14 protein-coding genes are annotated in these 12963 nt (G+C 66.6%); 13 read left to right on the top strand and 1 reads right to left on the bottom strand.

The genetic code is table 11. From position 1 onward, the window contains the following. The 13 genes from rpsH to C450_RS17215 form a co-directional block, all read left to right on the top strand. The coding region (gene rpsH, locus C450_RS17275) for a 30S ribosomal protein S8 (RefSeq protein ID WP_005045598.1) at window positions 1-215 on the top strand (215 nt) is incomplete at its 5' end. Window positions 216-221: 6 nt separating this feature from the next. Then, window positions 222-773 carry a 50S ribosomal protein L6 gene (locus C450_RS17270; protein ID WP_005045596.1) on the top strand — a complete coding sequence of 184 codons (552 nt, stop codon included), beginning with the start codon at window positions 222-224 and terminating at the stop codon, window positions 771-773. Beyond that, window positions 763-1713, top strand: coding sequence for a 50S ribosomal protein L32e (locus C450_RS17265; protein ID WP_005045595.1), 951 nt, complete (start codon window positions 763-765; stop codon window positions 1711-1713). The genes C450_RS17270 and C450_RS17265 overlap by 11 nt, the downstream gene beginning before the upstream one ends. Further along, window positions 1706-2167 (top strand): 50S ribosomal protein L19e, encoded by a 462-nt coding sequence (locus tag C450_RS17260; protein WP_005045593.1) that lies wholly within the window; start codon window positions 1706-1708, stop codon window positions 2165-2167. The genes C450_RS17265 and C450_RS17260 overlap by 8 nt, the downstream gene beginning before the upstream one ends. 2 nt (window positions 2168-2169) lie before the next feature. Then, window positions 2170-2751 carry a 50S ribosomal protein L18 gene (locus C450_RS17255; RefSeq protein WP_049910365.1) on the top strand — a complete coding sequence of 194 codons (582 nt, stop codon included), beginning with the start codon at window positions 2170-2172 and terminating at the stop codon, window positions 2749-2751. Beyond that, entirely contained in the window at window positions 2744-3379 is a 636-nt protein-coding gene (locus tag C450_RS17250; RefSeq protein ID WP_005045590.1) for a 30S ribosomal protein S5, read from the top strand. Before C450_RS17255 ends, C450_RS17250 begins: the two co-directional genes overlap by 8 nt. Then, window positions 3379-3843, top strand: coding sequence for a 50S ribosomal protein L30 (gene rpmD, locus C450_RS17245; RefSeq protein WP_005045588.1), 465 nt, complete (start codon window positions 3379-3381; stop codon window positions 3841-3843). The genes C450_RS17250 and rpmD overlap by 1 nt, the downstream gene beginning before the upstream one ends. Before the next feature lie 24 nt (window positions 3844-3867). Continuing rightward, complete coding sequence (locus C450_RS17240; protein WP_005045587.1) at window positions 3868-4380, top strand: uL15m family ribosomal protein; 513 nt, start codon at window positions 3868-3870, stop codon at window positions 4378-4380. A 10-nt stretch (window positions 4381-4390) separates the two neighbouring features. After that, window positions 4391-5818 (top strand): preprotein translocase subunit SecY, encoded by a 1428-nt coding sequence (gene secY / locus C450_RS17235; RefSeq protein ID WP_005045584.1) that lies wholly within the window; start codon window positions 4391-4393, stop codon window positions 5816-5818. A 239-nt stretch (window positions 5819-6057) separates the two neighbouring features. Then, complete coding sequence (locus tag C450_RS17230) at window positions 6058-7809, top strand: alkaline phosphatase D family protein (RefSeq protein WP_005045583.1); 1752 nt, start codon at window positions 6058-6060, stop codon at window positions 7807-7809. 133 nt (window positions 7810-7942) lie between these two features. After that, entirely contained in the window at window positions 7943-9277 is a 1335-nt protein-coding gene (gene trkA, locus C450_RS17225; RefSeq protein ID WP_005045582.1) for a Trk system potassium transporter TrkA, read from the top strand. Then, window positions 9277-10764: a TrkH family potassium uptake protein gene (locus tag C450_RS17220; RefSeq protein ID WP_005045581.1), complete on the top strand. Its 1488-nt coding sequence runs from the start codon at window positions 9277-9279 to the stop codon at window positions 10762-10764. Before trkA ends, C450_RS17220 begins: the two co-directional genes overlap by 1 nt. Before the next feature lie 78 nt (window positions 10765-10842). Continuing rightward, window positions 10843-12399 (top strand): TrkH family potassium uptake protein, encoded by a 1557-nt coding sequence (locus C450_RS17215; RefSeq protein WP_005045580.1) that lies wholly within the window; start codon window positions 10843-10845, stop codon window positions 12397-12399. A 324-nt stretch (window positions 12400-12723) separates the two neighbouring features. Here the strand turns inward: C450_RS17215 and C450_RS17210 are convergent, their stop codons facing one another. Beyond that, complete coding sequence (locus tag C450_RS17210) at window positions 12724-12924, bottom strand: dodecin (RefSeq protein ID WP_005045578.1); 201 nt, start codon at window positions 12922-12924, stop codon at window positions 12724-12726. Between the last annotated feature and the right edge of the window lie 39 nt (window positions 12925-12963).

Here is a 12963-nt window from a genome sequence, read left to right as displayed (position 1 = left end):
AGTTCGAGGTCGAACTGAACGGCGCAATCAACCGCTGTGGCACCGTCAAACCCCGCTACTCGGCGGGGGCCGACGAGTTCGAGAAGTGGGAGAAGCGGTTCCTCCCGGCTCGGGACTACGGCACGCTGATCGTCACGACCAGCCACGGCGTGATGAGCCACTACGAGGCACGCGAGCAGGGCTTCGGTGGCCAGGTGCTCGCGTACGTCTACTGATCACCAATGACAGAAGAACGACTACCAATCCCGGACGACGTAACCGTCGAAGTCGACCGCTTCGACGTCACGGTCTCCGGTTCAGAGGGCAGCGTCACACGCCGGCTGTGGTTCCCGAACATCACCGTCGCAGTCGAAGACAGCGAGGTCGTGATCGAGAGCGACGCCGACGACGCGAAGACGACCGCGACCACGACCACGTTCAAGAGCCACATCGCGAACGCCATCCACGGTGTAATCGACGGCTGGACCTACGAGATGGAAGTGTTCTACTCTCACTTCCCGATGCAGGTCCGCGCCGAGGACGGCGACGTCGTGATCCAGAACTTCCTCGGTGAGAAAGCGCCGCGCCGGACGCCGGTCCACGGCGACACCGAGATCGAGATCGACGACGAGCTGGTCACGCTCTCCGGACCGAACAAGGAGGACGTGGGCCAGACCGCTGCGGACATCGAACAGCTCACCCGCGTCAGCGGCAAGGACACACGGGTGTTCCAGGACGGCGTGTACATCACCGAGAAGCCGGGGAAAGCGGAGGTGACCGCCGGTGGCAACTGACGTCGAAAACGAACGCGACCTCGCGGCGATCGACGGCGTCGGCGACGAGAAGGCCGACGACCTCCGCGACGCGGGCTTCGAGACGATCGAGGACCTCCGCGACGCCGATCAGGACGACCTCGCCGAGATCGAGGGCATCGGCAACGCACTCGCCGCGCGGATCAAGGCCGACGTCGACGAACTCGACGTCGACGAGGCTGCGGAAGCCAACGAAACCGACACGACGGCTGACGACGAGAGCGACGAGGTTCCGGACGATCTCACCGACGTCAGCGGTGTCGGCGACGCGAAGGCCGACACCCTCCGCGAGGCTGGCTTCGAGTCCGTCGACGACGTTCGCCGGGCCGAGCAGTCAGACCTCGCCGATGTCGAAGGGATCGGCAACGCACTCGCCGCACGGATCAAAGCCGACGTCGGTGGTCTCGAAGTCGCCGACGAGACCGAGACCGAGGTCGAAGACGAGACCGAACCCGAAGCGGACGAGGACGTCGAGACGGAACTCCAGCCGCGCGGTCTCGCCGATAAGACCCCGGACCTCGACGACGAGGAGGGTCGCCTCCTCGCCGAGCGCCGACGCAACCCGGGACCGGCGTTCAACCGGCAGAACCACCACATGAAAAAGCGAGTCTCGACCTCGTGGCGACGACCCACCGGGACGCTCTCGAAACAGCGCCGGGGCGTCAAGGGCAAGGGCGCGACCGTCGAGGCGGGCTATCGAACCGCGAAACCGGTTCGGGGCCGTCACCCGAGCGGGTTCGAGGAGGTCCGTGTGGAGAACACGGACGATCTGGAGGGCGTCGACAGCGACACCGAGGCGGTGCGGATCGGGTCGACGGTCGGCGGCCGGAAGCGCGAACGCATCGAAGAACAGGCCGAAGACGACGGAATTCGGGTTCTCAACCCGACCTACGTCGAAGTCGAGGTGACAGAGGATGACTGATCTGACCGCACAGCGGCGACTGGCCGCGGACGTGCTCGATTGCGGGGAGAACCGCGTCTGGTTCGATCCCGAGGCCCAGGGCGAGATCGCGGAGGCGATCACCCGCGAGGACATCCGCGAGCAGGTCGCCAACGGAACCATCGAATCGAAGGCGGCGAAATCGAACTCACGAGGCCGCGCGCGCGAGCGTGACAAAAAGCGCGCCGCCGGCCACCGCAGCGGCCCCGGCACGCGGAAGGGGACCGCCGGAGCCCGTGAGAACAGCAAGGACGCGTGGGTCTCGCGGATTCGGGCCCAGCGCCGCCGGCTGAAGGAGCTGCGCGCCGACGGGACGCTCGATCGAACCCAGTACCGCGCGCTCTACGACAAGGCGGGCGGTGGCGAGTTCGACAGCGTCGACAGGTTAGAAACGTTCGCCACGAACGAGTACGACGTGACGATCGAGGACGAATAACAATGGCAACAGGACCACGATACAACGTTCCGATGCGCCGCCGGCGCGAGGTCCGGACGGACTACCATCAGCGGTTGCGCCTGTTGAAATCAGGCAAACCCCGACTGGTTGCTCGCAAGAGCAACCGCCACGTCAGGGCGCAGCTGGTGACTCCCGGCCCCGACGGCGACCAAACGCACGCGAGCGCGAGTTCGGCCGATCTCGCCGAGTACGGCTGGGAGGCTCCCACCGGGAACCTGCCGAGTGCGTACCTCACGGGGTTGCTCGCCGGACTGCGCGCGCGAGATACCGACGTCGACCAGGCCGTACTCGACATCGGCCTCAACACCGCGACGCCGGGCAGCAAGGTGTTCGCGATCCAGGAGGGCGCGATCGACGCCGGCCTCGACGTTCCGCACAACGAGTCGGTGTTCGCTGACTGGTCGCGCACCAGCGGCGAGCACGTCGCGGAGTACGCCGAGAGCCGGGACGAACAGCTGTATTCCGGTGAGTTCGACGCGACCGAACTGCCGGCACACTTCGAGGAGATCAGAACCACGATCATGGACGAATTCGATCACGAGCTTGGAGGGACCGATGAGTAGACGCGGCTGGGAGCCGCGCACGCGGCTCGGCAAACAGGTCGCCGAAGAGGAAATCACTACGATGGGCGAGGCGCTGAACTCGGGGCTCCCGCTGAAGGAGCCCGAGATCACCGACCAGCTCCTCCCCGGCCTCGAGGACGACGTCCTCGACATCAACATGGTCCAGCGGATGACCGACTCCGGCCGCCGGGTGAAGTTCCGGTGTGTGGTCGCGATCGGCAACCGCGACGGCTACGTTGGGTATGCGGAAGGCCGCGACGATCAGGTCGGCTCGGCGATCCAGAAGGCGATCGGGATCGCGAAGCTCAACGTCGTCAACGTCTCGCGGGGCTGCGGGTCGTGGGAGTGTGGCTGCGGCCGCCCCCACACCGTCGCGCTTCGCACCAGCGGAAAGGCGGGCAGCGTCGAGGTCGAGCTCCGACCGGCCCCCCGAGGACTCGGGCTCGCGGGCGGGGAGACCGCGCGTTCGATCCTCGAACTCGCGGGCATCGAGGACATCTGGACGCGTTCGTCGGGGACGACCCGAACCACGGTGAACTTCGCGAAGGCGACGTTCAACGCGCTCCGAGCGACCGGCGAGGCCAGAGTTCCCGCAGAAACCCGCCGCAAGCGGGAGGTGATCGAGTGATGCAAGCGCTCGTTCAGCTCCGCGGCGAAGTCAACATGAGCCAGGAGGTTCGCGACACCCTCACGATGCTCAACGTCCACAGCACCAACCACTGTGCGCTGGTGCCCGAGACCGACACCTACCGCGGGATGATCACGAAGGTCAACGACTATGTGGCCTTCGGCGAGCCGAGCCAGGCGGTGCTCGAACGCACCATCCGGAGTCGTGGCGAGCCCGACGAGGGATCGGGGGCAATCGACGATGAGTGGGTAGCAGACAACACCGAACACGACGACATCGCGGGGCTCGCGGCAGCGCTGCTCGCGGAAGAGACCACGCTGCGGGAGGCGGGGCTCGTCCCCGCGCTCCGACTCCACCCGCCACGGGGCGGGCACGATGGCGTCAAACACCCGACGCCGGAGGGCGGCGAGCTCGGCAAGCACGACACCGACGGCATCGACGCGCTGCTGACGGCGATGCGGTAATCACGCGGTTCACGGATTACAACAATGACAAGCAAGAAACGACGCCAGCGCGGGTCGCGCACCCACGGCGGCGGCTCCCACAAGAACCGACGCGGGGCCGGCCACCGGGGCGGGCGCGGGCGCGCGGGGCGTGACGATCACGAGTTCCACAACTACGGACCGCTCGGCAAACACGGGTTCGACCGCCCGGAGAAGGTCAAAGAGGACATCCGTACGATCGACGTGCGCGAACTCGACGAGGACGCGGCGCTGTTCGCCGCCGACGATCTCGCCGAGGATACCGAGGACGGCTACCGGCTCGACGCGCGTGACGTCGTCGAGGACGGCCACGAGGCCGACGTCGTGAAGGTGCTCGGCGGCGGCCAGGTCCGCCAGTCGCTGACGGTGACCGCCGACACGTTCTCGGACAGCGCACGCGACCTGCTCGACGGCGCGGGCGGCGAGGCCGTCCTGAGCGACCGCGGCGAGGAACGCCTCGCCGCCCGCGAGGACGACGACGAGGAGTCAGACGAAGAAGCTACAACCGCGGAGTCCTGAGGTCGCGAAAATGGGTTGGAAGGAGACCGCCGAGCCGGTCCTGACGCGGATGCCGACGGTCCGGCAGCCGGAGGGTCACGTGCCCTTCAGACGCAAGCTCGGGTGGACAGCCGGAGTGCTCGTTCTGTACTTTTTCCTGACGAACGTCGCACTCTACGGCCTCCAGACGGGTCAGGCAGGGAACCCGTTCGGGCAGTTCAGCTCGATCCTCGCGGTAGGCCGGGGGAGCATCCTCCAGCTCGGGATCGGGCCGATCGTGACCGCGAGCATCGTGCTCCAGCTCCTCGGCGGGGCCAACCTGCTCGGACTCGACACCTCAGACCCGCGGGATCAGATCCTCTATCAGGGGCTCCAGAAGTTCCTCGTGATCGTAATGATCTGCGTCACGGGACTGCCGTACGTGTTCGCGGGCGGGTTCTTGCCGGCGAGCGAAGCGGTCGCGCAGTCGACCGGGCTCGGTCTCGTCGGCGTGCAGTGGCTGATATTCGCCCAGATCTTCGTCGGCGGGGTGTTGATCCTGTTCATGGACGAAGTCATCTCGAAGTGGGGCGTCGGCTCGGGGATCGGACTGTTCATCATCGCGGGCGTGAGCCAGCGGCTCGTCGGTGGGCTCGTCGGTTCCGACGGCTTCTTCGCGAGCTGGTTCGGGATTCTGACCGGTTCGATCGAAGTCTCACCGCTGACCAGTTCGGGCCTCCAGACGCTGCTGCTCGGGGAGGGCGAGCTCGTGGCGCTGTTCACCACCGTCCTGATCTTCGTCGTGGTGGTGTACGCCGAGAGCGTTCGAGTCGAGATCCCGCTGAGCCACGCGCGGGTCAAGGGCGCACGCGGCCGATTCCCGGTGAAGCTGATCTACGCGAGCGTCCTGCCGATGATCCTCGTTCGCGCGGTCCAGGCCAACATCCAGTTCCTCGGCCGGATCCTGAACTCCCAGCTCGGTCTGCCGGCATGGATCGGCGTCTACTCGGACGGCCAGCCAGTCGGCGGGCTGTTCTACTACTTCGCGCCGATCTACACCCCACAGGACTGGCTCGGAGCGAGCCAGGCGGCGTGGCAGGTCGCGCTCCGGGTCGGGGTCGATCTCACGTTCATGGTGATCGGTGGCGCGATCTTCGCGATCTTCTGGGTCGAAACCGCCGACATGGGTCCCGAGTCGACGGCCAAGCAGATCCAGAACTCCGGGATGCAGATCCCCGGCTTCCGCCAGAACCCCGGCGTGATCGAGAAAGTGCTCGAACGCTACATCCCGCAGGTCACGGTGATCGGCGGGGCTCTGGTGGGGCTGCTCGCGGTCGGCGCGAACATGCTCGGCACCATCGGGACCGTCGGCGGGACGGGCCTGCTACTCACGGTCTCGATCACCTACAAGCTCTACGAGGAGATCGCCGAGGAGCAGCTCATGGAGATGCATCCCATGATGCGCCAGATGTTCGGCTGAACCTTTTTACTTCGTCGGGTGCGCTCGCGCACCTCTCCTCGCAAAAAGGTTCATCAAAAACCTCCGCTCACTCGCTCCCTGCGGTCACTCATTCGCGGTAGAACTGCTGGCGCTCTCCACACCGCTGTCCGCACCGGACAGCCCCGCTGGAACCGCGACTGCGAGGCGTGAACACCCGACTCCATCGTCTCGGGCGAGCCAACCACAACGCGGATGCGCTTCGCTTTCGACTGTCGGTCATGGCGAACGACGCGGGTATCGGCGGGCGAGACGAACCCTCGCGCGGAGCGGACGACCACTCGGCGTTGCTGTCGACGCTCGACTCGCACGACCTCGCGACCGCGGTGGCACCCTCCGAGACGAGCGATGCGTCGGTCTTCGATTTCGATCCACAGGCCGATCCGGCCGAGACGTTCCCCCAGTCGATCGCGAGCGGCGGACCGACGCCGACGGGCGTCATCCTCTGGACGCGCATCGCACCCGACGCCTTCGACGCTGCTGCATCCCTGGCGGTGCAGGTCGCCACCGACGCGGCGTTCGAGGACATCGTGTACAGCGGTGTCACCGACGACGACCGCCGAATCCGCGCGCACGACCACACGGTGAACGTCGATCTCGATGGCCATCTCGCCCCGAACCAGGCGTACCACTACCGGTTCGTCTACGACGGGGTGGCGTCGAAGACCGGTCAGTGTCAAACGCTTCCCCGGCCTGACGACTCGCCCGACTCGCTCCGGCTCGGCGTGCTCGCGTGTCAGAACTACCAGAACGGCTACTATCCCGCCCTCCACCACGTTGCCGAGGAGGACGTCGACTTCCTCGTCCACGTCGGCGACTCCATCTACGAATCCGACGACGGCCACTTCAGCGGCCCTGACACCGACGAGTACGACCGCGAGACGTCGTTCCCGAGCGGCCACGACCGGGTACAGGACTTGGATGATTACCGCTATCTCTATCGCAAGTATCGCTCGGACGAGTTCTATCAGGAAGCACTCGAATCCCATACCCTGATCGCCAGCTGGGACGATCACGAGTTCGTCAACGACCTCTATTGGGACGACCGGCGGGACGCGCCGGCGGGCGATCACCCACGGGCCGACGATCCCGCGTTCATGACCGACCTCGTCGCCGACGCAATGCACGCGTGGTGGGAGTACATGCCCGCTCGCGTGGAGTACGATCCGAACGGGGACTCGCTCCAGGAGCGTTTTCGATTGTGGCGCTCGTTCGCGTTCGGCGACCTCGTGACGCTCGTGATGACCGACGAACGCCTGTTTCGCGACCCCCCACGGGAAGCGATTCCAACGGTGGACAACGTCGGTCCGCAGTACGAACCGCCCGGACGGACGATGCTTGGCGAGCAACAGCGCGAGTGGCTCATCGACACGATCACCGAATCGACGTCGACGTGGACGGTCTGGGCAGACGAGGTGCTGACGGTCCCCCTCAGACTGGGCTCCGGGCCGCTGTCGATCTATCCGGTCCAGGGCGGGTGGGACGGCTACACGCGCGAACGCCAGCGGATCACGGAGTCGATCGGGGCTGCCGACGTCGACAACTACGTGACGCTCACCGGCGACATGCACTGCTACGTGGCGGCGTACCAACAGACCTCCTATCCGGGGCGAGTCTCGGGCGGTGAGGGTGTCGCACGGGGCGATCGGATCGGCGTCGAGTTCATGACGCCCGCCGTCACATCGTTGAACATCGCCGAGGCGCTCCGCCTCACGCGGGGCTGGCGCGGCAGGCTCACCGAGCCGTTGCTGACGTGGCTGGTCACGGCGATGAACCCTCATATCGACTTTTTCGACAGCCACAACTGGGGCTACTCGGTGGTCGAGTTCACACGCGATGACTGTACGTACGTGGGGTATGCGGTCGACAAGACGGTGAACTCGCCGGACGCCGACCGCTCCGTCGTCACCGCCTATCGAGTGCCCGAAGGGGCCGTGGAGCTCGAGGACGTGACCGACGAGTACCGCGAATAGACTCACCCGAGAACGAGCCTCGGACCGTGCGACCCGCGACGTGTGCGTGACCACGGCTACGGCTCAACGGTAGCGAAGGGAAATCCACTTACCCGGCCCGGAGAACTGTCGGTATGGTTCGAGGGCGGTACACGTGCGAGTAGTCATCATCGGTGCGGGGCAGGTCGGTTCCTCCATCGCTGCGAGTCTCGACGCTGGCCACGAGGTCGTGGTGATCGACGCGGACGCAGAGCGGGTCGACGCGCTGACGTACTCGCTCGACGTACTCGCCATCGAGGGCGACGGTGCGTCGCTGTCGACGCTCCGGGAGGCCGAGATCGAAGCGGCGGACCTCCTGATCGCGAGCACCGACAACGACGAAACCAACATCGTGGCGTGTGCGACGGCGAAGACCGCGAGCGACGCGTTCACCGTCGCGCGAGTGAAGCGGACCAACTACCTCGACACGTGGCAGGAGGCCGGCGGCGCGTTCGGCGTCGACTTCATGGTGTGTACCAACCTGCTGGCGGCCGAGACGATGGTCCGTGTCATCGGGCTGCCCGCCGCTCGGGACGTCGACGTGTTCGCCGAGGGCCGCGTGATGATGGCGGAGTTCTGCGTGCCCGAGGGCAGCCCCGTCGCGGGCCGGACGGTGGCCGAGGCGGATCACTTCACCGAACTCACCTTCGCGGCGATGCTGCGGGACGGCGACGTCGTGATTCCAAAGGGGGAGACGACGATCGAGGTCGACGACGAGTTGATCGTGATCGGGAGCCCCGAGAACACGCGCACGTTCGCGAGCGATCTCGCGCCTGGCCGGGACGAGGACGGCAAGGACATCGTGATCGTCGGCGGCAGCGAGATCGCCGTCGAGGCCGCACGATTGCTCGAAGACCGCGGGCTCCACCCGCGACTCATCGAGCGCGATCCCGATCGTGCCCGCGAACTCGCGGAGCAGCTCGCCGGCACCACGGTGATGCAGAGCGACGCAACTGACCAGGAGTTCCTCCAGCGCGAACACGTCGACGATGCCGACGTGGTGATCGCGGCGCTCGGCAGCGACGAGAAGAACCTGCTCGCCAGCCTGCTCGCCACCCGGATCGGGGTTCCACGAACGGTCGCGCTGGTCGAGACCGCCGAATACACCGATCTCTTCGAGGCGGTGGGTGTCGGCGCGGCAGTCAACCCACGCGAGGCGACCGCCGAGGAGATCATCCGGCTCGCACACGATGGCACCCCCGAAAACGTCGCGATCGTCGATCGTGACCGCGCGGAGGTGCTCGAAATCGAGATCAGCGACGACAGCGTACTCGCCGGCCGCCCGATCCACGAGTCCGCCGCCGACCTCCCGACGAGGGTGACCATCGGCGCGATCACGCGGGACGGCGAGTTCGTCACGCCGCGAGGTGACACAGTGGTAGAGGTCGGCGATCACGTCGTCGTGTTCGCCGAGAGCGACGCCATCGACACCGTCGCCAGCCAGATTTGATGGCCGTCCGGGTCGATCTCCGGACGACCGCGAGCCTCCTCGGCACCGTGCTGAAGGGACTCGCGTGGCCGCTCTCCGTCCTCACGGTGGTCGCGCTCGGTTACGGCGAATCCCCCGTTCCGTTCGCCGTCCCGCTCGTGCCCTCGGTCGTCGTCGGTAAAGGGTTGGAGCGGCTCGAACGCGGCGATACGGGTCCACGAGAGGCGTTCTTGCTGGTGGCGCTCTCGTGGCTGTCGGTCGCGCTCGTCGGAGCGATCCCATTTGTTCTCGCCGACACGGGCGTTCTCGCGACTCCAGTGAACGCGCTGTTCGAGTCGATGAGCGGGATCACCACCACGGGAGCGACGGTCATCCAGTCGTTCGAGGCCCACTCGCGCTCGATCCTGTTGTGGCGGAGCGTCCTCCAGTGGCTCGGCGGGCTCGGCATCCTCGTGCTCGCGGTCGGGCTGCTCTCGCGGCTCTCGGTCAGCGGCGCACAGCTGATGGAGACCGAGACCCAAACCAGAAACGTCACGAAACTCACACCCAGCATCGCCGGCACCGCACGCCTGCTCGGCGGACTGTACGTCGGGCTGACGGCGCTGCTGGTGCTCGTGTTGCTCGGACTCCGGGTCGTGGGACTCGCCCCGAACATGGGGCCCTACAACGCGGTTGCTCACGCGCTCACGACCGTCTCAACCGCCGGTTTCTCGCCCGAGGCGGCGAGCATCGGCGCGTTCTCCCCGGCCGTACAGTGGGTCGTGATCCTCTTCATGATCGTCGGTGCGACCAACTTCGTCCTGCTGTACTACCTCGCGCGTGGCGACCCCTCGCGGCTCCGCGAGAGCGAGGAGTTTCGCTTCTACCTCACGATCCTCGCCGGCGCGACGGCCCTCATCGTGGCGGCGCTGGCGTTCGAGGAGGGGTTCTCGGGACTCGACACCCTTCGCCACGCCGTCTTCCAGGCCGTCTCGATTTTCACGACGACGGGCTACGCGACCGTCGACTTCGACACATGGCCAACACTTGCGCGCCACATCCTCCTCGTCGGGATGTTCGTCGGCGGAATGGCCGGCAGCACCACCTGCTCGATCAAGACGCTCCGGTGGCTCGTCGTCGCCAAGGCGTTCCGCCGCGACCTCTTCACCGCGATCCACCCGGAGGCCATCCGACCGATCCGCCTCTCCGGCCGGCCGATCGACGAGAGCACGATCCGCGACGTGTACACCTACACTCTGGTGAGCGTCGTGATCTTCGGGTTTCTGACGGTGTTCGTGATCGTGGACGCTGCGCGGGTCGGCCTGGCGCTCGGCGAGTTCGAGGCGATGGGAGCGGCAGCCTCGACGTTTCTCAACATCGGGCCGGCGTTCGGGCTTGCGGGACCCTACGGGAGCTACGAGGCGTTTCCCGTCTCGACGAAGCTCGTCATGATCGTTCTGATGTGGATCGGCCGCATCGAGATCGTTCCCGTTCTCGTTCTCTTCACGACTGCCTTCTGGCGGTCGTAGGCAGTCGTCGGCGGTCGTGGGGATCGAGAGCGATAGATTGATCCGATCGACAGTCGCCGGACCGAACGTGACCTCGGGGTGGGAGCGGTGAGCTGGTCGCACGTCGACTGGCGGGCGAGCGTCGGCCTCGTCGGAACGGTCGTCAAATACCTCTCCGGAGTGTTGCTCGTGCCGCTCGCCGTGGGTCTGTACTACGGGGCCGACGCACCCACGTTCGCCGCCGCGTTCGCCATCACCGTCGCGATCGGCGTCGCGCTCGAACGCGTCGATCCCGACCCCGACCTCGGCGCGCGCGAGGGCTTCCTGATGGTCGCGCTCACGTGGCTTCTGGTCGCGATCGTCGGGACGATTCCCTACCTCCTCGCGGGCTTCCTCGGCACCGAGTCGACGCTCGCCCAGCCCACGAACGCGCTGTTCGAGTCGATGAGCGGCTTCACCACCACGGGAGCGACCGTGATGGGCGATATCTCGCTCGATCGTCACTCCCACGCCATCATGCTCTGGCGACAGCTCACCCAGTGGCTCGGCGGGATGGGGATCGTCGTGCTCGCGGTCGCGATCCTCCCCGAACTCTCGGTCGGTGGCGCGCAGTTGATGGACGCCGAAGCGCCGGGCCCCGGTATTCAGAAGCTCACGCCACGCATCGCCGAGACCGCGCGCGTCCTCTGGCTCGCGTATCTCGGCTTCACGCTCCTGGAGATGCTGCTCCTCTACGGCCTCCATCTCGGTGGGCTCGCCCCCAACATGGACCTCTTCAACGCCGTCTCGCATCCGCTCACGACGATGCCAACTGGGGGATTCTCGCCGGAAGCACGGTCGATCGAGGCGTTCTCCGCGGCGGTCCAGTGGGTCATCATCCCGTTCATGATCGCCGCCGGGACGAACTTCGCGCTGTTCTGGCACGTGCTGAACGGCGAACCCGAGCGTCTGTTTCGGGACACCGAGTTTCGGTCGTACGCCGGCGTCATCGGCGTGCTGACGGCCGTGATCGCGGGGCTCCTGTTCACCGGCATCGGGATCAGCGCGAACCCGTCGGCCGTCCCGCCGATCGTCGGCGCACTCGAGGATTCGGTGCGTCACGCGGCGTTCCAGATCGTCTCGATCGTCACGACGACTGGCTACGCCAGCATGGACTTCAACACATGGGGCGCGCCGGCCAAATACCTCCTCCTGTTCGCGATGTTCGTCGGTGGCTCCGCGGGCTCGACCGGTGGCGCGATCAAGATCGTCCGGTGGGTGGTGATCGTCAAATCCCTCCGCCGCGAACTGTTCACGACTGTGCATCCCGAGGCGGTCTCGCCGGTCCGACTCGGTGGGCGGGTCATCGACGAACGTGCCCTCAGAGGGATCTACGCGTTCACCCTGCTGTATCTCGTCTTCTTTTTCGTCGCCACGATGCTGGTGGTCGCCGACGCGTGGCGGGTCGGCTATCAGGTGACCGCGTTCGAGTCGATGAGCGCCGTCGCCGCAACCCTCGGCAACGTCGGGCCCGGCTTCGGCGTGGTTGGCCCGATGAACAGCTACCTCGGGTTTCCGGCCACGTCGAAGCTCCTGCTGACGTTTCTGATGTGGATCGGCCGCCTCGAAATTCTGCCGGTGCTCGTGTTGCTCACCCCTGCCTACTGGCGCACCTGAAAGCCCTCGGAACTGCGCGGGCCACCGGCCCGCGCATCCGGCCTCCCTACGGTCGGCCGGACGCCTGGCGGCGGTTCCTCGCCCTTTTCATGTCCACTGGAAGAGCAGAGCTCTTCCAAGCCCTGACTCGCTCCGCTCGTCAGGACACCAGGACCGCATTGCGCGACCCGCGCTGTCGCGTCTGCTCACGGGCGCTTCGTGCCCGTTCGCACGCGCTGAGGCCCTGCCCTTCCCCATGCTCGCGCGCCCGGCGCTGTCGCGCTCGGGCGCGCTCACGGCCACCGCTCCGCACAGCACCGCACCCGCAACCGCTCCGCCGCCAGACTACCCGTCGAGCTCGAACGCGACCTCGACCTCGGCCTGATACTCCCGGCCGTCGGCGTTCGCGATCTCGACCCCGAGGTTCTCGGCGTTGGCCCATTTTACGTTGTCGAGGGTGTCCTCCGCCCGGTCGACGGCCTCGTCGACGGCCGCATCGAACCCTTCGTCGCTCGTCCCGATCAGCGTGATCTTCTTGTACACCATGTGCGTCGCCCGGTTCGCCCGGCAGAATCATAAAACCGC

It is taken from the genome of Halococcus salifodinae DSM 8989, from assembly GCF_000336935.1.
Taxonomy (GTDB): domain Archaea; phylum Halobacteriota; class Halobacteria; order Halobacteriales; family Halococcaceae; genus Halococcus; species Halococcus salifodinae.
Note: the sequence above shows the minus strand (reverse complement) of the source record. Positions and strands in the feature narration are given on the sequence as shown.

What these genes read in the sequence shown, in the direction of transcription:
- C450_RS17270 (WP_005045596.1), top strand. Translation starts at nt 222, where the DNA reads ATGACAGAAGAACGACTACCAATCCCGGACGACGTAACCGTCGAAGTC.
- C450_RS17260 (WP_005045593.1), top strand. Translation starts at nt 1,706, where the DNA reads ATGACTGATCTGACCGCACAGCGGCGACTGGCCGCGGACGTGCTCGAT.
- C450_RS17255 (WP_049910365.1), top strand. Translation starts at nt 2,170, where the DNA reads ATGGCAACAGGACCACGATACAACGTTCCGATGCGCCGCCGGCGCGAG.
- C450_RS17250 (WP_005045590.1), top strand. Translation starts at nt 2,744, where the DNA reads ATGAGTAGACGCGGCTGGGAGCCGCGCACGCGGCTCGGCAAACAGGTC.
- rpmD (WP_005045588.1), top strand. Translation starts at nt 3,379, where the DNA reads ATGCAAGCGCTCGTTCAGCTCCGCGGCGAAGTCAACATGAGCCAGGAG.
- C450_RS17240 (WP_005045587.1), top strand. Translation starts at nt 3,868, where the DNA reads ATGACAAGCAAGAAACGACGCCAGCGCGGGTCGCGCACCCACGGCGGC.
- secY (WP_005045584.1), top strand. Translation starts at nt 4,391, where the DNA reads ATGGGTTGGAAGGAGACCGCCGAGCCGGTCCTGACGCGGATGCCGACG.
- C450_RS17230 (WP_005045583.1), top strand. Translation starts at nt 6,058, where the DNA reads ATGGCGAACGACGCGGGTATCGGCGGGCGAGACGAACCCTCGCGCGGA.
- C450_RS17220 (WP_005045581.1), top strand. Translation starts at nt 9,277, where the DNA reads ATGGCCGTCCGGGTCGATCTCCGGACGACCGCGAGCCTCCTCGGCACC.
- C450_RS17210 (WP_005045578.1), bottom strand. Translation starts at nt 12,924, where the DNA reads ATGGTGTACAAGAAGATCACGCTGATCGGGACGAGCGACGAAGGGTTC.